This is a genomic window from Actinomadura oligospora ATCC 43269 (assembly GCF_000518265.1).
In the GTDB taxonomy this organism is placed as follows: Bacteria; Actinomycetota; Actinomycetes; order Streptosporangiales; family Streptosporangiaceae; genus Spirillospora; species Spirillospora oligospora.
Genome location: NZ_JADG01000003.1, coordinates 1,045,630 through 1,064,472 on the forward strand (window position 1 = coordinate 1,045,630; position 18,843 = coordinate 1,064,472).

Annotated in this window: 19 protein-coding genes; 12 read left to right on the forward strand and 7 right to left on the reverse strand. The window is 70.1% G+C overall.

Annotated elements, in window-relative coordinates; translation table 11 throughout:
* Nucleotides 1-168: 168 nt before the first annotated feature.
* The gene (locus P696_RS43170) at nt 169-1,074 is read right to left on the reverse strand and encodes an LLM class flavin-dependent oxidoreductase (protein ID WP_064743891.1); all 906 of its coding nucleotides are present in this window, start codon (nt 1,072-1,074) and stop codon (nt 169-171) included.
* A gap of 91 nt (nt 1,075-1,165) precedes the next feature.
* Here P696_RS43170 and P696_RS56785 point away from each other — a divergent pair, with 91 nt between their 5' ends.
* Nucleotides 1,166-2,158, forward strand: a complete 993-nt coding sequence (locus P696_RS56785; RefSeq protein ID WP_281174909.1) for an alpha/beta fold hydrolase — start codon at nt 1,166-1,168, stop codon at nt 2,156-2,158.
* A 328-nt stretch (nt 2,159-2,486) separates the two neighbouring features.
* Here the strand turns inward: P696_RS56785 and P696_RS53950 are convergent, their stop codons facing one another.
* Nucleotides 2,487-3,575 carry a hypothetical protein gene (locus P696_RS53950; RefSeq protein ID WP_051466762.1) on the reverse strand — a complete coding sequence of 363 codons (1,089 nt, stop codon included), beginning with the start codon at nt 3,573-3,575 and terminating at the stop codon, nt 2,487-2,489.
* A 9-nt stretch (nt 3,576-3,584) separates the two neighbouring features.
* On the reverse strand, nt 3,585-3,887 hold the full coding sequence (locus tag P696_RS55660) for a hypothetical protein (RefSeq protein WP_157429505.1): 303 nt from the start codon (nt 3,885-3,887) through the stop codon (nt 3,585-3,587).
* 827 nt (nt 3,888-4,714) lie between these two features.
* On the opposite strand from P696_RS55660, the gene P696_RS0104250 reads away from it, so the two are divergent.
* Nucleotides 4,715-4,912 carry a M4 family metallopeptidase gene (locus P696_RS0104250; protein WP_026411351.1) on the forward strand — a complete coding sequence of 66 codons (198 nt, stop codon included), beginning with the start codon at nt 4,715-4,717 and terminating at the stop codon, nt 4,910-4,912.
* Nucleotides 4,913-5,652: 740 nt separating this feature from the next.
* On the opposite strand, the gene P696_RS0104255 is transcribed toward P696_RS0104250, so the two are convergent.
* A complete protein-coding gene (locus P696_RS0104255) occupies nt 5,653-6,021 on the reverse strand; it encodes a hypothetical protein (protein WP_157429506.1) in 369 nt (122 codons plus the stop codon).
* A 176-nt stretch (nt 6,022-6,197) separates the two neighbouring features.
* Nucleotides 6,198-6,521: a hypothetical protein gene (locus tag P696_RS56790; protein WP_170026307.1), complete on the reverse strand. Its 324-nt coding sequence runs from the start codon at nt 6,519-6,521 to the stop codon at nt 6,198-6,200.
* Here P696_RS56790 and P696_RS58675 point away from each other — a divergent pair.
* Entirely contained in the window at nt 6,438-7,019 is a 582-nt protein-coding gene (locus tag P696_RS58675) for a recombinase family protein (protein WP_281174914.1), read from the forward strand. The genes P696_RS56790 and P696_RS58675 overlap by 84 nt on opposite strands.
* 801 nt (nt 7,020-7,820) lie before the next feature.
* The gene (locus tag P696_RS43190; protein ID WP_425394122.1) at nt 7,821-8,516 is read left to right on the forward strand and encodes a recombinase family protein; all 696 of its coding nucleotides are present in this window, start codon (nt 7,821-7,823) and stop codon (nt 8,514-8,516) included.
* Nucleotides 8,517-9,006: 490 nt separating this feature from the next.
* Here P696_RS43190 and P696_RS55665 read toward each other — a convergent pair whose 3' ends face one another.
* Nucleotides 9,007-9,291: a hypothetical protein gene (locus tag P696_RS55665; RefSeq protein ID WP_157429507.1), complete on the reverse strand. Its 285-nt coding sequence runs from the start codon at nt 9,289-9,291 to the stop codon at nt 9,007-9,009.
* A 757-nt stretch (nt 9,292-10,048) separates the two neighbouring features.
* Nucleotides 10,049-10,219, reverse strand: a complete 171-nt coding sequence (locus tag P696_RS53960; protein ID WP_084336749.1) for a YnfA family protein — start codon at nt 10,217-10,219, stop codon at nt 10,049-10,051.
* Nucleotides 10,220-10,323: 104 nt separating this feature from the next.
* On the opposite strand from P696_RS53960, the gene P696_RS0104290 reads away from it, so the two are divergent.
* The 8 genes from P696_RS0104290 to P696_RS0104325 all read left to right on the forward strand — a co-directional run bounded on the left by P696_RS0104290 (nt 10,324) and on the right by P696_RS0104325 (nt 18,812).
* Nucleotides 10,324-11,322: an agmatine deiminase family protein gene (locus tag P696_RS0104290; RefSeq protein WP_211245600.1), complete on the forward strand. Its 999-nt coding sequence runs from the start codon at nt 10,324-10,326 to the stop codon at nt 11,320-11,322.
* Nucleotides 11,323-11,431: 109 nt separating this feature from the next.
* Complete coding sequence (locus tag P696_RS0104295; RefSeq protein WP_026411355.1) at nt 11,432-13,018, forward strand: ABC transporter substrate-binding protein; 1,587 nt, start codon at nt 11,432-11,434, stop codon at nt 13,016-13,018.
* Complete coding sequence (locus P696_RS0104300) at nt 13,015-13,968, forward strand: ABC transporter permease (protein WP_026411356.1); 954 nt, start codon at nt 13,015-13,017, stop codon at nt 13,966-13,968. The genes P696_RS0104295 and P696_RS0104300 overlap by 4 nt, the downstream gene beginning before the upstream one ends.
* On the forward strand, nt 13,965-14,765 hold the full coding sequence (locus P696_RS43195; RefSeq protein WP_034482830.1) for an ABC transporter permease: 801 nt from the start codon (nt 13,965-13,967) through the stop codon (nt 14,763-14,765). The genes P696_RS0104300 and P696_RS43195 overlap by 4 nt, the downstream gene beginning before the upstream one ends.
* Nucleotides 14,762-15,697: an ABC transporter ATP-binding protein gene (locus tag P696_RS43200; protein WP_051466766.1), complete on the forward strand. Its 936-nt coding sequence runs from the start codon at nt 14,762-14,764 to the stop codon at nt 15,695-15,697. Before P696_RS43195 ends, P696_RS43200 begins: the two co-directional genes overlap by 4 nt.
* On the forward strand, nt 15,690-16,508 hold the full coding sequence (locus P696_RS43205; RefSeq protein ID WP_051466768.1) for an ABC transporter ATP-binding protein: 819 nt from the start codon (nt 15,690-15,692) through the stop codon (nt 16,506-16,508). The genes P696_RS43200 and P696_RS43205 overlap by 8 nt, the downstream gene beginning before the upstream one ends.
* Entirely contained in the window at nt 16,483-17,163 is a 681-nt protein-coding gene (ureA, locus tag P696_RS0104320; protein WP_026411357.1) for an urease subunit gamma, read from the forward strand. The genes P696_RS43205 and ureA overlap by 26 nt, the downstream gene beginning before the upstream one ends.
* Nucleotides 17,160-18,812, forward strand: a complete 1,653-nt coding sequence (locus P696_RS0104325; protein ID WP_026411358.1) for an urease subunit alpha — start codon at nt 17,160-17,162, stop codon at nt 18,810-18,812. Before ureA ends, P696_RS0104325 begins: the two co-directional genes overlap by 4 nt.
* Nucleotides 18,813-18,843: the final 31 nt, after the last annotated feature.

Genomic DNA, 18,843 nt, shown 5'->3' on the forward strand with positions numbered 1-18,843 from the left:
GATCCGGCAGCGCAGCGATCCGGAAACACCCGCGGGAGCCGAGCTCCACGACCGCCTCCAGGCTCAGGTCCTCCAACGCCGCGCGGGCCAGTAGCCCAAATCCGCACCCACTACTGGCCCCGCCACCCGCCTGTTGCCGGTTTCCGCCGTACCTTGGCTGCCCCAAGGTCAGCCCGTGGTGAACTCGAAGGTCGGGTTCCGCCTGGCCCCCACCCGCTCCAGCGCCTCGGCCAGCAGGTGGACCTGGTCCAGGGAACTGCTGGCCGGGTAGAGCACCAGGTCGTCGACGCCCGCGTCCGACAAGGCGATCAGCTCCTTGAGCAGGCGCTCGTCGGAGTCGAGTGAGTCGGCGCGGACCGGCTCGTAGTACGGCGACTCCTTGGAGCCGTAGTAATGAGCCACGTACTCGTCGGTGAGCTGGACGGCCTCGGAACCGCAGCAGAAGTAGCGGCCGGTGAGGATGTGCGGCTTGCCGGGCCGCTCAGCCGTGGCCCATGCCTCGGTGACGCCCTGCACGCCGTTCACCAGCAGGTCCAGGCTCAGTGTCGGCGCCACCCAGCCGTCACCGAAGCGGGCGGCGCGGGCATAGCCCGCGGGGATCAGGCCACCGATGAGCAGCTTGGGACGGCCCTTGCCGGGCAGCGGGGTGGGTCCGGAGACGCTGGTGACCTCCCCGTCCCAGACACGACGCATTTCGGTCAGGGTGTCGTCGAAGAGTTTGCCGTGGCCCTTTTCGGGAGCACCGCTGAGGGTGAAGTCGTCCGGCCAGGCCCCGATGCCCAGGCCCGCCGTGAGCCGGCCCTCCGAGATCAGGTCGACGGTAGCGAGCTGCTTGGCCAACAGGATCGGGTTGCCCCGCCATCCGACGTTCAGCACGCTGGTGAACAGCTGGACGCGTTCGGTCACCGCTGCGGCGATGCCGAGGGAGACCAGCGGGTCCAGGATGTCGTAGACCAGGCGGTCGATGGATCCCAGGGAATGGAAGCCGAGGCGCTCGCTGTCCTCCGCCCACTGCTTGACCTCCCGCGCAGGACGTCCGGGAACGGCGATCGGCAGACCAATTCCAATATTCACGAGCACTCCGTCTCAACCAAGATCTCACTACGGGAACAACGGTCCGGACAGCCCGTTTTTTCCGGCCGTCCTCATGCGCCCGCCGAGGCGCATGGGCGGGACGATATTCAGCAAGATCGGCATCGGTCTTGTACGGATCGGACACGCTCCAGGGATCTCCCACCTGACCGCCGCCGAACAGGCGCCCACCGACCGGTACCGCCGGGGGGCCGGCCGACCGCTCCGAGCAGTTCACCAAGCAACTCGCCGGTCGAGTACTGCCTCTACAACCGCGGTGGTAGCCAGCGTGCGCTGTTTCAGTACGGCACCCCGGGCACCCGATTGGCTTTCACCCCAGGTCATCGGTGCGGCGCGGGCGGTAGGGGTCGAGTTGTTGGTGATCGACCGTCCTGGCTATGGGATGTCCGCTCGCCGGCCGGGGCGGCGGGTCGTGGACGTTGCTGCGGATGTGTCCACCGTGGTGGAGGCGGTGGGGTGGGATCGATTCGCGGTCTGGGGTGGCTCGGGTGGAGCGCCGCACGCCTTGGCCGTCGCCGCGCGGCTGCCAGATCGCGTCACCGCGTGCGCGAGCGTCGTCGGCCTGGCTCCTTACGATGCTCCCGGCCTGGACTGGTACGCCGATATGTCAGCGGGCAACGTCGAAGAGTCCCAGGCAGCCGCACGGGGAGAACGGGTCTATCGCCCGCTCGTCGAGCGGCTCGCAGCCGAGGCAATAGCCGACATCGAGGCCGGCGGCATCCAAGTTTCCGACGCCTACCAGCTACCCGAGGTCGACCGTCGCGCGCTCGCGGCCCGCCGCGAGGAACAGGGCTATCTCGACCGTATGGACCTGACCTACCGGCACGGCATCGACGGATGGATCGACGACTGCATGGCCCTGACCGAGCCGTGGGGCTTTGAGCTGTCGAAACTCACCACACCCACCAGCGTCTGGTACGGGCCCGCCGATGTCCTGGCCTCCCGCGCCCACCACGAGTACCTGCTCTCTGTCATCCCCGCCGCCCAACGCCGCGAGCTCCACGGCGACCACCTGGTGAACAACACCGACCTCGCCGCGGTCTACGACTGGCTAGCGGAGCTCTGAATCCGCAGCCCCGAACCGATCCGCCCACTAAACACCTACTTTGGCCACCGCGACGCCCACTGCGAGTACCGACCCGCGACGCTGCCCGGCCTCCCACAGTGCTGGCCCGCCCTGGCTGCCGCGCTCGCGACCAGACAGGAGGAGGAATGGCCAGACCGTCGTTGGCGGCACCGGCCGGTAACGCGACAGAGCAGAGGCTCTGCCAGGCTTCCCGAACGCATCGCCCCAGGTCAGTGGGTTCCGTTGACAGCACCATTGCGGTCACGGCCCGACACGGTTGTCCACAGCAGGAATCCCTCCAGCCCACAACCGCCGCTCAAGATCGATCTCAGCGCTCATGGCTGTCCCAGGGTTCCTCAACCCCGATGGTGAGCGCATCGACGCGGTCCATGAGGTCGGAGTACTCGCTGTCGGCGTCGTCGATGATCTCTTGAGGTGTGCGCGCTCGGCGCGGTCCGAAGTGGTCTTCGGCGATGCGGGCGATCTCGGGTTGCGGGTCGGCGTCCCAGTAGGAGGCCCCGGAGGTGATGGCCTCATAGGGGCCGATGCCGCCCGCGAGCAGGTAGAGCAGGTCGCGCAGGTTCGGTGCGACGGGTCCCATGGCGCCCTCGCCTTCGAGGAAGACGACGGGCTGTTCCTCGACAGGATGTCCCTGGTGGACCAGCCAGAAGGCCGCCAGGCCGCCGCTGCCGTCGTGGCCGAACACCCGGAACTCTCGTTCGGCCGCAGGGTTGCAGGTCCACGCGTGCGGCCCGCCGAAGGTGAAGTGGCCGTACATCTCGAAGGCGATCTCGCCGAATCCGTGCGCGGTCTGGTGATCGTGCAGTGCACGCAGGGCGGCAGGGAAGGGTTCGTCGGCACCGGGTTCCGGCCAGGACGGGTACTCCCGCGCTGGCGCGGCGGCCAGGACCGCATCCGCCGACTTCAGCAGTTCGGGATCGTCCTCGTCCCGCTCGTTGAGCGTAAGGAGAAACCAGATGAAGCGGCCGTCGTCGTGATAGCGCGCCTCGAGGGTGCTGCGCTCGTCGCGGCGCAGGATGTGGACGATGTTCCCGTACTCCTGGACGCTGCTGTGCAGTGCTCGTGCGCGCGCCTCGGGCTCGGGCAGCGCCGTGCTGAGGCCGTCCCCCATCGGCAAGGGGTAATCCTCCTTGATCCACACCTTGGCGAGGTAGCCGAGCAGCGGGCCGCGTCCCCTCACCCGGATCGAGGGATAGCAGCCGGGCACTCGCGCGGTCGCCTGGTAGGTGAGCTCGAACCCGTGCGCGTCCGAGCCGGTCGGGGCGATGTCTTCTCGGTCGGTGAACGTGGGAAGGGGCTTCAGGGGGTAGTTCCGGTGCAGCTCGATCAGGTCCGGGTCGTCGGTGCGGCGGCCGAGCAGACCGTCGAGCAGTTCGAAGGGGGGCGATTCGATCACGCCGGAAAGCTATCGCCCGATCCGGACATCCCCGCGGTCCGAACACGGGGTGTCGGCGGAGCGCAGTCCGGCGGCGGCCGCAGCAGCGGGGGGCTTGTTCGACCTCGGCGCCGGTGCGGTGGACGTCCAGGACGGCGGTCCGGAGCGCGACCGCGTGGCCGTGGGGCCCCGCTCGTCGGCCAGCGGCCCAAGGCCGGGGTTGCAGCGGGCCTGGTACTGGTCGCCGTTGGCCGCGCGCGAGACCAGCTCCCAGTACGCGAGGTTCTGACAGGACGGCTCCTCGCAGCGGTGCGCCACCTCAACCCCATACACCGAGCCTGTCCTGTTGGCCATCCGTGTCGGCGGTGGCGACTTCGGCAAGAGCTTCAACTTCACGCCCGAAAGTCAGCGCCGCCGCCCTACGCAACCGCCCAGGGGTCATCGAGCACCGGCTGGCGTCGCCAGGGCGGGCCGGACCCGTAACGCAGCGGCGGAGGGCCGTGTTGCCGTTGTAGTCGATGGCGCGCATCCGCGGTAGCGGCGCCATCTGGCGGGACATGTCTCGGTCGCGCACGTGTCGAGTGCGGTGAGCAGGGCATCCGGGGCAGGGGCGTCGGTCAGGCACATCCATCCCAGCGCGGCGCTGACGCGCACTGGCTCCCCGACCAGTGCAAGCCGTTCTGCCTCACTGCCCGCCACGGCGAGACCGAGGCCGCGCTCCGACGCCACGAGACACCTGCTCGTCAACCGCGACAACCTCCGCGCGGCGGTCGCGACGCTGGTCAATGCCACTGAGGATGCGTGATCCGCTCTGGTGGGCAACGGCACGGCGTGCGCGTCGGACTCCGCCTCGTCCACGCCGGAGCTCGCGACGCCGACTGATCGCGACCCGCGACCGACCCGAGGACACGTTGGCCACCACACCTCCCGTCACGACTTCGACGCGAGGCGGATGCATGTGTTTCGCGAAACGCAAAACTAGTTACACGTATCGCGAAACCAAATATTAGGAGCGTGCGTGAGTAGATGAGAATGACCCTTATCATTCACTTGCCCGGCGAGGTGCGCGCGGCGGCCATCCCCGCCAGCGATACCTACGAGCCCGCGACGCCCTTGCCAAGCGACGCGAGAGCATCAGCGGTCCGCGCCACGAGATGGCAGTGACGGCGACGCGAGAGCGTCAGTGGGCGACACGAAAGTGGTATGGCACGCTGACCGGCGGCGAGCTGGCCGAGGACGCCGATTTCGCGAGCTTCGCCCGGCAGACCGCCGCATCCGCCCGTTCCCTGTTCGGCGAAGGCGACGAGCTCCAGGCGGTTCTCAAGGCATGGAGGACGGTCGGGGTGCCCGCCGGGTAACGGAGGAGGCGGCGCGGGCGGTGATCCTTGCCCCCTCCAACGCTGCCAGCAGGCCGGTCATCAACCAAAGGCTGGGCGTGAGTTGCACGCCGCGACTGGGATCTGAATGGGGGCCCGGTCTTTGGTGCCGTAGCTAACGCCGAGCGACCGAGTTGTTACAAAGTGAACGTTCCAGCAGGCCAACCGCCTCACGCACACTCAAGATCAATCTCAGCGATAAGTACTGCTCCTGGGTTCCCCGGCCCCGAGTCAGGCGGGACGTCGTGACGCCTGCCGGACCGGCACCGCCATCAAGGCCCTGGCTCGCCAGCACCAGATCGCTCACAAGACCATCCGCCCCGAACCCGGCCAGAACGTACCGGAAGCAATCCACGGCCCGACGGGAGTTCGCGACTAATCCCAGGTCAGAGGCATATCCGTTGGATCCTTCGTCATTGCTGCGGGGACCCCACACTGTGACGGGCTGTCGATTCACTCTTCCTCTGGTGACACCGACCCGAGCACCGGCCCTACCTACAAGGTCGTGGTGGGCACCGGCCACGGCGGGCGAGGGTGAGGCCGCAGGACCAGGTCCAGGCCCGCCCGCCAGACCTCGCCCGGGACGGGTGATCTGCTCGGCGAGCTCGTGGTCGGGGTGATCGAGAAGCCGAACGCCCGCCGCGGCCGGTGTTGTCTGAGCCGTGCGGCGGGCGTTGCGGTTGTGGTGTTCTTCTGTCAGCGGGGTGGGGGTGCCTCACATGTCAGTACAGGATGTACAGATGCCACTTCGTTCGGTGGTCGGTGCCGGTCCCCTTCACGCACTTGGCCTTTTGGTAGCGATGATTCCGCAGCACCCGGTAACCGGCCACCATGCAGTCTTCCGGGAGCCAGTAGCTCTTCCAGAAGTGCCAGGTCGCCGCCAGCTCCCGGACGGTGGTGCTGGACGGCGTGGTGGCGGTCGTGACTTCGCTGCTGGCGGCGGTGGCCGCCTGTGCAGGCGCCGTCAGGACGCCCAGCGTGAGCGCGAAGGCGGACCCCAGCATGACGGCCTTGCGTGCGATCGGTGACCCCGCACCCGCTGGCGGGTTAGCGGCGCGCGCCTTCGGCTCGCACTCCGTTCTGATCGCCATGGCGTTCTGTCCTTTCGGTGATCTCTTGACGAGGTTCCATTCACAGAGTGAGTAGCGCGAAGTGGCATGTATAGGCCTTTTCGGCACACTGAAAAGGCCTTGTCCGCGCGGCGATCGATGGCACAGCGGCGGCCCGGAGAAGGGCTGGGGCTGGGGAGACGGAAGGGCACGTCAGGTCAGCGGCGGCGCTTGCGGGAGAGCCGATGCAGCACGCCGACCTGGATCAGCGCCTCACGCATCGTGTTGTAGGTGCCAGTGCCGGGCAGCGGAGACCCGCCGTGCTGGCCGTGGGCCTGCCAGCGGGTGGTGAATGTCCGCAGGTTCCTCAGCCCCGATCTTCTTCTGTTCGTCGCCGGGTCACCCGCTTCGTCCAGTTCATCGTCGTCGCGATCGCGATCGAGTGGTCTTTCTTCTACGTGCCGAACGTCATCGAGAGCACGGCCACGGCCTCGGGAAGACCGCCACCCCAGGGGCGGGCCGTCCCGCCGCGTGGAGAGCACGGCCGAGGTCCTGACGTACCTCCGCGAGCGCCACCACCGGGGTTGAGGAACCTAGGGACAGCCACCAGCGCTGAGATCGATCTTGACATCGAACCGGAGTGGGAGGCGCTGCTGCCACGACCGCAGGCCGGGGACACGTTGAAGTTCTGGAAGTCCGACCGGTGGGGCCGCTCGGCCGGGCACGTGCTGACCACCGTCACCGAGCTGCGCGAGCGCGGCGTGAAGGTGATCGGCCTGACCGAGAACTTCGACCTGGACACCAAGGAGGGCCGGTTCATGTTCGCGGTCCTGGCCGCGGCCGCCGAGTACGAACTGGAGCTGCGCGCCGAACGCCAGGCCGAGGGCATCGCCGCCGCCCAGCGTCGCGAGGCCGAGGGGCGGATGCTGCCGGGCAGGCAGCGCATCGGCCGGCCCCATGTGCTGGGCCCGGCCGAGCTGGACATGCTCCACCGCCTGGTGGACGAGGGAGTGTCGGTGACGAGGCCGCTCGCAGGCTGAAGATCGGCCGGTCCACCGCCTACGAGGCGCTGGCGGCCTCCAGCAGGCCAGCCCGGCCTCGCGGGGGGGGAAGGGTCAGCGGAAGCTCCCGGGTCCCGTGGCCCAACGTCCGCAGGGAAGACCGGCACGCCGCTCACCGCCCTCGTCGGGGCGCTCGCCGCGCACCGGCACGGGATGTGGGTCCGCGAGGACATCCGCCTCCGTGACACCCTCAAAGCCGCCCGCGAAACCGCGATCGCCGCCAGCGACCTCTTGGTCGCCGCCGTCGGCCAACACCTCCGCCCCGAACACACCACCAACTGACCGGCCCGACCAGAAAGGGACCCACGATGTACTGCACCCAGTGCCTGCGCGAAGGCATGCCCGTCCGGCTGCCCACGGAAAAGATGATCAACCTCCGCAAGGAATACGCCCGCCCTGCCTGCGTCGTCGTAGGCGGCGAGTCCCTGTGCGTCGGGCACCTGCCGCCCGAACTGAGGCCTGACACACAGGACCGGCCGTAGCGAGAGAGCCCTCGTCAGCATGAGCGGCCCCTGCCCACCGCAAACGATGGGCAGGGGCCCGCCTCGTTGCGCAGACCGGCTCTCCAGTTCGGCCCGGGATCCGGACACGAGTTTCGAACGCGCCAGGCCGTTCAGACGACCACCACCAACTCACCATCTCGAAAACGCCTTCGATTCCCAACAAGATCAACTACCGAAGTCCCACACACACGGGACCGGGTCCGGACGCGTTGAGAAACGTGTTGCGAAGTCGAGTGTTCAACAACGCTGCAGACACCCGTTTCTCTACGCTGGGAGGGTGACCGCCGCCCCCGTCCCCTCGCCGTTGGCCCCGCCAGACGACCCGCTGCTGCCCGAGCCCGCCGCCCCCGGCGGTGCCCTGATTGGCTACGCCCGGGTGTCGACTCGCGACCAGCGGCTGGACCGCCAGCTGGCCGCGCTCACCGGCGCGGGCTGCATCCGGATCTTCGCCGACAAGCAGCCCGGCAAGAACGCCGACCGCGCCGAGCTGGCCAAAGCGATGGACTATCTGCGGCCCGGTGACACCCTGGTCGTGGCGTCGCTGGACCGGCTCGGCCGCTCGTTGCAGGACCTCATCACCATCGTCGCCGAGCTCCGCAGGCAACAGGTCGGGTTCCGGTCCCTGCATGAGGCCCTGGACACCACCACACCCGGCGGCCGGCTGGTCTTCCACGTGTTCGCCGCGCTGGCCGAGTTCATCCGCGAACTCATCATCGAGGGCACCCGCGAGGGCCTGGACGCCGCCCGCGCACGCGGGCAACGCCTCGGCCGCCCGCCAGCGATGACGCCCGAGCAGGTCCGGCACGCCCGCGCCCTACTCGCCCAGCCCGACGCGACCATCGCCTCGATCGCCCGGCTGCTGGGCGTGAGCCGGGCGACCATCTACAAGTACGTGCCCGAGCTCAAGACCGGCCAGCATCCCCAACTCCAGCCCGGCGCCCAGGGCCTCCGCGCCGAGCTCCCCGCCGGCTGACCGCGACGATCACCCCTACCTTGCGGCTCGCCGGAGCTTCGGGAGCCCTGGGCCGACACCGCTGAGAGAGCGGGCCCCGGTCATGTCGCGCTCCAGCTCGCCGCCCAGCGCCTCGGCACTCCACCCGCACGCCCGCGCCGAGCCGCCATCCGGCGGGCAGCAGGCCCAGCACCCGCTCGGCCTCGGCCACCGCGCTCGCCTCCGGCGGACCTCCCTTCTGGCCGCCCGGACAGTGAGTGCGCTGGATGCTGGACCGACCGGCAGAGGTCAAGATCACTCTCAGCGCCAACGGCTGTCCGCAGGTTCCTCAGCCCCGATGACGCACTCCCGATGCACATCGACGAGTTGGTTGAGTGCCTGTGTCACAACCCGGCCCGATACGGATGATCTCCGGCGTGAGTCCTCTGGCCGATCCGGGCGCGGGTCGCCGCCGCACGTGCCACCGGCCATGCGGGCATCCACGGGGAGGCCTGCGCTCCTGCCGTCGGACTCACAACCCTTCTTCTCCCACCTCCGGCAGCGTCCCGGCCACTCCAAGATCTCTTCGTGCTGCCTCATAGAAGGCTCGGCGTTGACGGCCCGCCTCAGCGAGCACCGCTTCCAGATCGCCGTCCACCTCATCCAGGGCAATTCGCTCCAGCCTCCAGACGGTGCGATGCCACAGTCGTCCTGTCCGGATCGCCTCTGACTCCCCTAGCAGCAGGACCGACTCCCAGCGCACCCCCTGCTCGGCCCGGGCCGTGGTCAACTCCAGCCGCCCCTCTTCCAGAGTCAAGGGGTGGGGGTATCCGCGAAGGCCCCGTCCAGCGGCGACTTGGCGCGCCAACACGACACAGCGAATGACCGAGTGCCCATACTCGGCGTACGCGGTGGCACGCCGCTCATCCCAGCGGGTGTCAGTCTGTCTCCTCCAGCGGACTCGCTCGGTGGCGGAGGTGGCCAGGTAGGAGGCGCCCGCGCCGATGAGGACACCCGCAAGCGTCGGAAGTTGGCCTGCAATGCCCGCCACCGCGTCCTCCTGCTCATTTTTCTTTGGGGCCATCTGGGTGATACAGCGTGTGTGCCCATGGCACAACCCGTGACCTGCGGTAGATGATCTTTTGGAGCAGGGATACCGGCGCATCACTCGGGCCGGATCGCCGACCGGGATCCGCTCGCTTGGGGCCCGTGACACGTTTCTTACCAGCACCCCTACTGACACCTCGTGTCGCCGTCACTGACACTTTCGTGGCGCTTGGCAACTCCCGCCAAGACGACTGTTGACGGGGCGAACTGACCCGCCCGGTCCATGCGCCACCCTGGGTGTGCTCAGGGGCAGGGCTGAACCCCGGCCCACCCTGAACTCGCGGCGGCCTGCGGGAGCGACGAATCCCAAGGGCGGCTCCCAGAGGTCCATCCGGAACCGGATGGACCTCTGTCGCGCTTCGGGCTCTGTGTCGCTTTCCGAGGGCCTCAAGCCTTCGTTCGAGCCTCGATCGGAGGGCCGGTTCTGCGGGGACGTCCGAGCTGGAGTCCGAGTGTTCTCCGGGCTGTCAGGTGCTCCGCGGCACGTACACGATGACCGCGACGCCGAGCAGGCAGACCGGCGCGCCGATGATGTCCCAGCGGTCGGGGCGGAACCCGTCGGCGTCCACGGCCCGGGCCAGGGGTCCGGCGACGAACACGCCGCCGAAGGCGGCCAGGATGCGGCCGAGTCGGACCATAGGCGCCCGGAGGCGCTGGAACGCGACACCTCGGACAGGTATTGACTGAAAATTCGCTCAGGAGCCAAGATGAGGCGCTGAGTGAATTTTCAGGAAGGGTGTGGGTGAGGGTGCGGATGCCGGCGGAGTTCGGGGAGCACGAGGCGTGCCTGATGGCGTGGCCGACGCGCGAGGCGCTGTGGGGCGAGGCATTCGCCCAGGTCAAGCGGGAGTATGCGGCGGTGGCCCGCGCCGTCTGTGAGTTCGAGCCGGTGGTCATGGTCGCCCGGCCGGGGACGGTGGGCGAGGCGCGCGAGCTGTGCGGCCCGGGCGTCGAGGTGATCGAGTTGCCGATCGACGACTCGTGGCTGCGGGACTCCGGGCCGATCTTCGCGGTGGACGGCGACGGGGGGCGGGTCGGGCTCGATTTCCGGTTCAACGCCTGGGGCGGGAAGCACTATCCCTGGGTCGACGACGACAGGGTCTCCCGGCTGCTTCTGGATCACCTCCGCGTGGACCGGGTGCCGTCCTCGATGATCCTCGAGGGCGGCGCGATCACGGTGGACGGTGAGGGGACCGTCATCACCACCGAGCAGTGCCTGCTGCACCCCAACCGGAACCCGGCGATGAGCCGCTCCGGGATCGAGGCGGAGCTGCGGGCCCGGCTGGGGGCCGAGAAGGTCGTCTGGCTGCCGTATGGCGGTTTCGACGACGATGAGACGGACGGCCACGTGGACGGCGTGTGCGCCTACGTCGGCCCTGCCCGGGTCGTCCTGTTCGCGCCGGAGGATGAGAACCACCCCGACTACGCCCGGATGCGGGCCAACCGGGCGATCCTCGAGCACACCACCGACGCCCGGGGCCGCAGGATCGAGATCGTCGAGCTGCCGCAGAGCGGAAGGGCCGTCGTGGCGGGCCGTCCCACCGAGGTCAGCTACCTGAACTTCTACATCGCCAACGGCGGTGTCGTGGTGCCGATCGCCGGAGCCCCCCAGGACGCCGAGGCGCTCGCCGTCATCGCCTGGGCGCTGCCCGGCCGCAAGGTCGTCGGCGTCCGGACCCCCGCCATCGCGTACGGAGGCGGCGGCGTCCACTGCATCACCCAGCAACTCCCGGCCCTGTGACTCGCACCGTGCCGCCTCCATCAGGTCGACCGCGCTGGGCCGACCCGCATCAGAGTGCCCCCCACCAGGCTGACCCGCACCAGGCCGGCCCGTACGAGAAGGAGAAAGCGTGCCCCGAGTACTGCGTGCAAGCGCGCTCGCCCTGGTCCTGCTGGCGGCCGCCTGTGACTCCGGCGGGTCCTCCGGCGGCGGCGCCGGGTTCGCGCTGTCGCCGTCCACACCTCCGGCCAAGGGCGACATAGCGTCGTTCTCCTGGGGGCTGTACGCCGAGCCGCCCGGACTGGACTACGCCACCGCGTTCGACTACCCGCAGAACGAGATCCTCTCCAACGTCTGCGAGAGCCTGATGCGCTGGACCCCGCAGCTCACGCTGGAACCCGGCATCGCACAGGAGGTGGGCCGACCGGACCCGCTCACTTTCGTCTACCGGATCCGGCCCGGCGTGAGGTTCCACGGCGGCGGGACGGTGACGGCCGACGACGTCGTCCACAGTCTGAACCGGCATCGGGATCCGGCGGTCGGGTCCACCTGGGTCTCGGCCTTCGAGCACGTCGCCTCGATCGCCAAGACCGGGCCGCTGGAGGTCACGGTCAAGCTGAAGAGCCCCGACGCCCTGTTCCCCCAGTGGATGGCGACGTCCGCCGGGACCGTGGCCAGCGCGAGATCCCTGAAAGCCGAAGGGACCAGGTTCGGCACACCCGACGGGAAGGTGGACTGCACCGGACCGTTCACGCTGGGGCGCTGGAACAAGGGGCACTCGATCGAGCTGGACAGGTTCGACGGCTACCGGGGCAGGCGGGCGCGCTCCGGCAAGGTGATCTTCAAGTTCATCACGGACGAGAACGCCCGTACCAACGCCCTGCTCAACGGTGACACCGACGGCGGCTACCTGCTCAATCCCAACAGCTACGCGAAGCTGAAGGGCGGCGGCCTCTATTTCGGCCGAAGTGCCACGACCGTCAACCTGAACGTCACCAACCTCAGGGGCACGCTCGGTGACGTCCGCGTCCGCAAGGCCCTGTCCCTGGCGCTCGACCGCAAGGGCTTCGTCAAGGCCGGACTGCAAGGCAACGGCGTCCCCACCAGCTCGCTGGTCACCAAGGACGTCTGGCCGCAGGGCGTGGACGGCGAGGCCGGACTACCGTCCCCGGAGACCGACATCGCCGCCGCGCGCAAGCTCGTCCAGGACGCGGGCGCGACCGGCAAGACCGTCACCGTCGCGACCAGCCAGATCGGCCCCGACGTGTCACTGCTGGCGACCGCCGTCCAGGCGGCCGGTACCCAGATCGGCCTGAAGGTGGACCTGAAGACGGTCGCGCCGGACGCGTTCACCGCGCTGTTCTCCGATCCGAAGGCGCGGGAGGGCATCGACGCGTTCCCAGAGACCTACTACCTGTCGGTCGCCGATCCGCTGAGCATGTACAGGGTCTTCCGGACCGGGCAGTTCGAGAACTACCAGGGCTTCTCCGACCCCGCCTACGACCAGGCCGTCGACGCGGCCGACAGCGAGTACGACCCGGTGAAGCGGGCCAAGCTCACCCAGGAGGTGCAGCGGCTGGAGAGCCGGCAGTACCTGTGGATCCCGGTCGCCGAGTACCCGATGTCGCTGTACCTCAACAAGCGGATCACCGGAGCGCCGACCTCCATCGCGTTCATGTACTACCCGTGGGCGGCCGACGTGGGCGCGGCCCGGTGATCGGATTCCTGGCCAGGCGGCTGCTGGAGTTGGCCGGGACGCTGGCGGTCGCCTCCTTCCTGGTGTTCGGCGCGGTCTACCTCGCCCCCGGCCGTCCGGAGACCTTCCTGCTCGGCGGACGCGGCGCCAGCCCGCAGCTGCTCGCCGCCATCCGCTCGCAGTACCACCTGGACGACCCGTTCCTGGTGCAGTACGGCCGCTGGCTCGGCGACGTGCTGACCGGCCGGTTCGGGGAGTCCGTCCAGTACCGCAGCTCCGTCCTCGCCCTGGTCGGGTCCCGGCTGCCGACGACCGCGACGCTCATCGGCATGTCGCTGGTGCTGGTGCTGGTGTTCGGCATCGGGCTGGGCTGGCTCGGCGCGGTGCGCGGCGGAGTGGCCGACTCGGGCGTGCTGGTCGGCACGTCCCTCGCCCTGGGAACGCCTTCGTTCGTCGCGGGCGTCGTCATGCAGTCCTACCTCGCCATCAAGTTGCACTGGTTCCCCGACCAGGGCAGCGGAACGGGCTTCGCGGACCTGGTGTACCACCTGGTGCTGCCCTCGATCGCGCTCTCCCTCTACTGGATCGGCATGCTCGCCCGCGTCACCCGGACGGCGATGCTGGATGTGCTCGGCCAGGAGCACGTCATGGTGGCCCGCAGCCGTGGCGTCCCCGAGGCGCAGGTGCTGCGCCGGCACGTGTTCCGCAACGCGCTCGGCCCGATCGTCACGACGGCCGGCCTGATCGTCACCGGACTGGTGATCAGCACGGTCCTGGTCGAGGCGGTCTTCACGTTGAACGGTGTCGGCGCGTTCCTGGAGAAGTCGGTGACGGTCAAGGACTTCCCCGTCGTGCAGGCGATCGCGCTGCTCATCGTCGCGGTCTTCGTCCTGGTCAACCTGGTCGTGGACCTGCTCTACCCGTTCATCGACCCGCGCGTCGCGCTCGGCGCGCGCGAGGGGGGCGCATGAGGCTCTACCGGACCTGCCTGGTGTTCGCCGGAGCGCTGGTGCTGGTCGCGCTGGCCGCTCCGCTGCTCGCCCCGCACGACCCCAACGGGGTCGACCTCGGCGCGGCGGTCTCCGGCCCGTCGGCCGTCCATCTCCTCGGCGCGGACGCCTCCGGCCGCGACACGCTCTCGCGCCTGCTGATCGGCTCGCGGACCGCGTTGCTGGGGCCGATCGCAGTGGTGGTCTTCTCCACCGTCGCCGGGGCGGCGGTCGGGGTCGCGGCGGGCTGGCGCGGCGGGTGGCTGGACACCGTCCTGTCGCGGGGAAGCGAACTGCTACTGGCGTTCCCCGCGCTGCTCGTCGCGATGCTGCTGGTGGCGCTGTACGGTCCCGGGCTGCTGACGCCGGTGATCGCGCTGTCCCTGGCCTACCTGCCGTACGTCTCCAGGCTCGCGCGCGGTCTCACCGTCAGCGAGAAGCAGCGCCCCTACCTGGACTCCTACCGCGTGCAGGGGTTCTCCGGCCTGGCGATCTGCGTGCGCCACCTGGTGCCCAACATCGCCCCGACCGTCCTGGCCCAGTCCACCGTGAACTTCGGTTACGCACTGCTCGACCTGGCCGCCCTGTCCTACCTGGGACTAGGGCTGCCGCCCCTCACCCCCGACTGGGGAGCGATGATCAACGACGGACAGGACGCCATGATGCAGGGCCATTTCCTCCCGGCCGTGATCCCCTGCGTGGCGATCGTGCTGACCGTCGTCGCGTTCAACGTGGTCGGCGGGGCCTGGGCCGACCGGATCTCCCGGAGGGCCGCATGACCGTCCTGTCCATCGAGGACCTGCGGCTGGAGCTGCCCGGCGCGTCCCGTCCGGTGCTGGCCGGGGTCGACCTGGAGGTGCGCCCAGGGCAGACCGTGGCCCTGGTCGGCGAATCGGGTTCCGGGAAGAGCCTCACCTCGCGCAGCGTGCTGGGCCTGCTTCCGCCCGGCGCCCGGGCCCGGGGAGCCGTGCGGGTCGCGGGCGAGGACGTTCTCACCATGACGCCCGCCCGGCTGCGCGAGCTGCGGTCCCGCCAGGTGTCGATGGTCTTCCAGGACCCGAGGGCGGCCATCAACCCGATGCTGCGCATCGGCGCGTTCCTGACCGAGAGCCTGCGCGCCAACCTGGGCGAGTCGAAGACCGGTGCGCGCGGCCGGGCCGTCGAGATGCTCGCGGCGGTCGGCCTGACCGACCGGGCGCTCAGGCAGTACCCCCACCAGTTGTCGGGCGGAATGCTGCAACGCGTCATGATCGCCGCCGCGCTGCTGGCCGACCCGGCGCTGCTACTGGCGGACGAACCGACGACGGCGCTGGATGTGTCCACTCAGACCGAGATCGTGGCGCTCCTGGCCGACCTGCGCGAACGGTTCGGTACCGGCCTGCTGTTCGTCACCCACGACCTGGGCCTGGCCGCCGCGATCGCCGATCACGTCTACGTCATGTACGCCGGGCGGATCGTCGAGCACGGCACCGCCGAGACCGTCTTCGCCGCCCCCCGCCACCCGTACACCATCGCCCTTCTGGAAGCGACTCCGTCGCTGGCGCAACCGGACGGCCGGCTGCGCGCCATCCCGGGACGGCCCCCGGACCTGCGCACCGAGCTGACCGGCTGCGCCTTCGTACCCCGCTGCACGAGAGCGACCGGCGAATGCCACACGACCGTCCCCGTCGGCCAGGTCGCCTGCCATCACGCCGGAGGCACGGATGCTTGAGGTGAACGGCCTGGTCAAGCGGTACGGCGGCATGCTCGCCGTCGACGACGTCTCCTTCACCCTCCCAGCGGCCGGGTCGCTCGGGATCGTCGGCGAGTCCGGCTCCGGCAAGACCACGACCGCGCGGATCATCGTTGACCTGGAACGGGCCGACTCCGGGCGGATCACCGTCGACGGCGCTCCGAGGCCGAGACGCGACCGTCTCCGGCGGGCCCGCCAGATCCAGATGGTCTTCCAGGACCCCTACCTGTCCCTCGACCCCCGCGTGCCCGTCGGCGCGGCCTTGCGGGAGACCCTCCGGCTGCACGTCCCGGGCGCGGAGCCCGCGGCCCGGGTGGCGGAACTGCTGGACCAGGTCGGGCTCGGCCCGGACCAGGCGGCCAGGCTGCCCCGGCAGCTCTCGGGCGGCCAGCGGCAGCGGGTCGCCATCGCCCGGGCGCTCGCCGTGCGGCCGTCGGTGATCGTGCTGGACGAGGCGGTCGCGGGTCTCGACGTGTCGGTGCAGGCGCAGATCCTCAACCTGCTGGCCGACCTGCGCGCCGAACTCGGCGTGGCCTACCTGTTCATCACGCACGACCTCGGTGTCGTCCGCGCCATCACCGACCAGGTGGTGGTCATGCACCACGGCCGCATCGTGGAACGCGGCGACACCGCGAGGGTGCTCGCCGCTCCCGGCCACCCTTATACGCGGCTGCTGCTCGACTCGGTGCCCCGGCCCGGCTGGGATCCGGCGGGCGTCGCCGCCGCCCGGCGGGCCCTGCCGCCCACTCACCCGGAAGGTTCCGATGCATCTCACTCCGACCGAACGTGACCGCCTGCTGCTGTTCACGGCAGCCGAGCTCGCGCGTGCCCGGCGGGCGCGCGGGCTGCGGCTGAACGTCCCAGAGACGATCGCGCTGGTCGCCGACACGGCGTGCGAGGTCGCCCGCGACGGCGGACGGCTGGAGGAGGCCGTCGCCGCCGGACGGTCCGTGCTCGGGCCCGGCGACGTTCTGCCGGGCGTCGCCGACTGCGTGACCGAGGTGCAGGTGGAGGCGGTCTTCGAGGACGGCACCCGGCTCGCGGTGATCCCCGCCCCGGTCGGCGGCGGCCACGCCGCAGACAAGGCGGCCGAGATGGTCGAGCCGGTCTTCGAGGACGTCGTGACGTTGCGGGTGGAGAACACGGCCGACGTGCCGATCAGCGTCACCTCGCACTTCCACTTCTTCGAGGTGAACCCCCGCCTGCGGTTCGACCGGCGCCGCGCCTACGGGCGCCGGGCCGCCATCGGAGCGGGCGAGACGATCCGGTTCGACCCCGGCGCGACGGTGGAGGTGGCAGTGACGCCCTTCGGCGGGGCACGGGTGATGGTCGGCTTCGCCGGGCTGGTGGACGGCCCACTCGACACCGACGGCGCGTTGGAACGCGCCATGGAACGCGCGATCGCGTGCGGCTACCTGCACGCCGACCAGAAGGAGGACCAGTGAGCTACGCGGCGGTGCACGGACCGACGACCGGAGACCTGGTGCCGCTCGGGGACTCCGGGCTGCGGATCCGGGTGGAGGCCGACTCACAGCGGCCCGGCGAGGAGTTCCTCGCGGGCTTCGCCAAGACCGCCCGGGACGGCATGCACCTGAAGGCCGCCACGGTCCGCGACGCCTGCGACCTGGTGATCAGCAACGTGCTGGTCATCGACGCGCTGCTCGGCGTCCGCAAGGCGTCCATCGGCGTCCGGGAAGGACGGATCAGCGCGATCGGACGCGCGGGCAACCCCGACACCCTGGACGGCGTGGACGTCGTCGTCGGGACGGGGACGACCATCGTCTCCGGGGAAGGGCTGATCGCCACCGCCGGGGCCATCGACACGCACGTCCACCTGATGTCGCCGCGGATCATGGAGGCGTCGCTGGCCTCGGGGGTGACGACGATCATCGGGCAGGAGTTCGGGCCGGTCTGGGGCGTCGGCGTGAACTCCCCGTGGGCGCTGAGGCACGCCTTCGACGCGTTCGACGCCTGGCCCGTCAACATCGGCTTCCTGGCTCGCGGGTCGTCGTCCGACGCCGGCCCGCTGCTCGAGGCGCTGGAGGCCGGCGCGTGCGGGTTCAAGGTGCACGAGGACATGGGCGCGCACACCCGCGCCCTGGACACGGCGCTGCGCGTGGCCGAGGACCACGACGTCCAGGTCGCGCTGCACACCGACGGGCTGAACGAGTGCCTGTCGGTGCGGGACACGCTCGCCGTCCTGGACGGGCGTACGATCCACGCCTTCCACATCGAGGGGTGCGGCGGCGGGCACGTGCCCGACGTGCTGACACTGGCCGGAAGGCCGAACATCATCGGCTCGTCCACCAACCCCACCCTGCCGTTCGGCCGGGACGCCGTCCCCGAGCACTTCGGGATGATCGTGTCCGCGCACGGCCTGAAGACCGACCTGCCCAGCGACGTGGTCATCGCCCGCGACCGCATCCGCGCCGGGACCATGGGCGCCGAGGGCGTGCTGCACGACCTCGGCGTCATCGGGATCACCTCCTCCGACGCCCAGGGCATGGGCCGCGCGGGCGAGACCGTCCGCCGGACGTTCGCGCTCGCCGGTCGGATGAAACAGGTCCTGGACGCCTCGCCGGCCTCCGACGACAACCAGCGGGTGCTGCGCTACATCGCCAAGCTGACCATCAACCCCGCCATCGCGCAGGGAGTGGCCGACGAGATCGGCTCGATCGGCGTCGGGAAGCTCGCCGACATCGTGCTGTGGCAGCCGGAGTTCTTCGGAGCCAAGCCGCACCTGGTGCTCAAGGCCGGATTCCCCGCCTGGGGAGTGACCGGCGACCCGAACGCCTCCACCGACGTCTGCGAGCCCCGCGTCCACGGGCCACTGTTCGGCGGCCACGGCGCGACGGCCGCCGAGTTGTCCGTGGCGTTCGTGGCCGGGGCCACCGGCCAGGACGCCCTCACCACCCGCCGCCGCCGTGTCGCCGTCCGCGGTACCCGCGGCATCGGACCGGCCGATCTGGTCCGCAACAGCCGCACCGGCCGGACCGAGGTGGCCCCGGACACCGGACGGGTGACCTTCGACGGTCGGCCCGTCCACGCCCCGCCCGCCGACCGGGTCTCCCTCGGCCGCCTCTACTTCCTGTAGGGCGCACTCATGACATCAGCGCGGGGCGACG

Excerpts from the sequence above, each read along its gene's own strand:
- P696_RS56785 (WP_281174909.1), top strand. The coding sequence starts at position 1,166 with ATGGGCGGGACGATATTCAGCAAGATCGGCATCGGTCTTGTACGGATC.
- P696_RS0104255 (WP_157429506.1), bottom strand. The coding sequence starts at position 6,021 with ATGGCGATCAGAACGGAGTGCGAGCCGAAGGCGCGCGCCGCTAACCCG.
- P696_RS53960 (WP_084336749.1), bottom strand. The coding sequence starts at position 10,219 with ATGGTCCGACTCGGCCGCATCCTGGCCGCCTTCGGCGGCGTGTTCGTC.
- P696_RS43195 (WP_034482830.1), top strand. The coding sequence starts at position 13,965 with ATGAGGCTCTACCGGACCTGCCTGGTGTTCGCCGGAGCGCTGGTGCTG.
- P696_RS43200 (WP_051466766.1), top strand. The coding sequence starts at position 14,762 with ATGACCGTCCTGTCCATCGAGGACCTGCGGCTGGAGCTGCCCGGCGCG.
- P696_RS43205 (WP_051466768.1), top strand. The coding sequence starts at position 15,690 with ATGCTTGAGGTGAACGGCCTGGTCAAGCGGTACGGCGGCATGCTCGCC.
- ureA (WP_026411357.1), top strand. The coding sequence starts at position 16,483 with ATGCATCTCACTCCGACCGAACGTGACCGCCTGCTGCTGTTCACGGCA.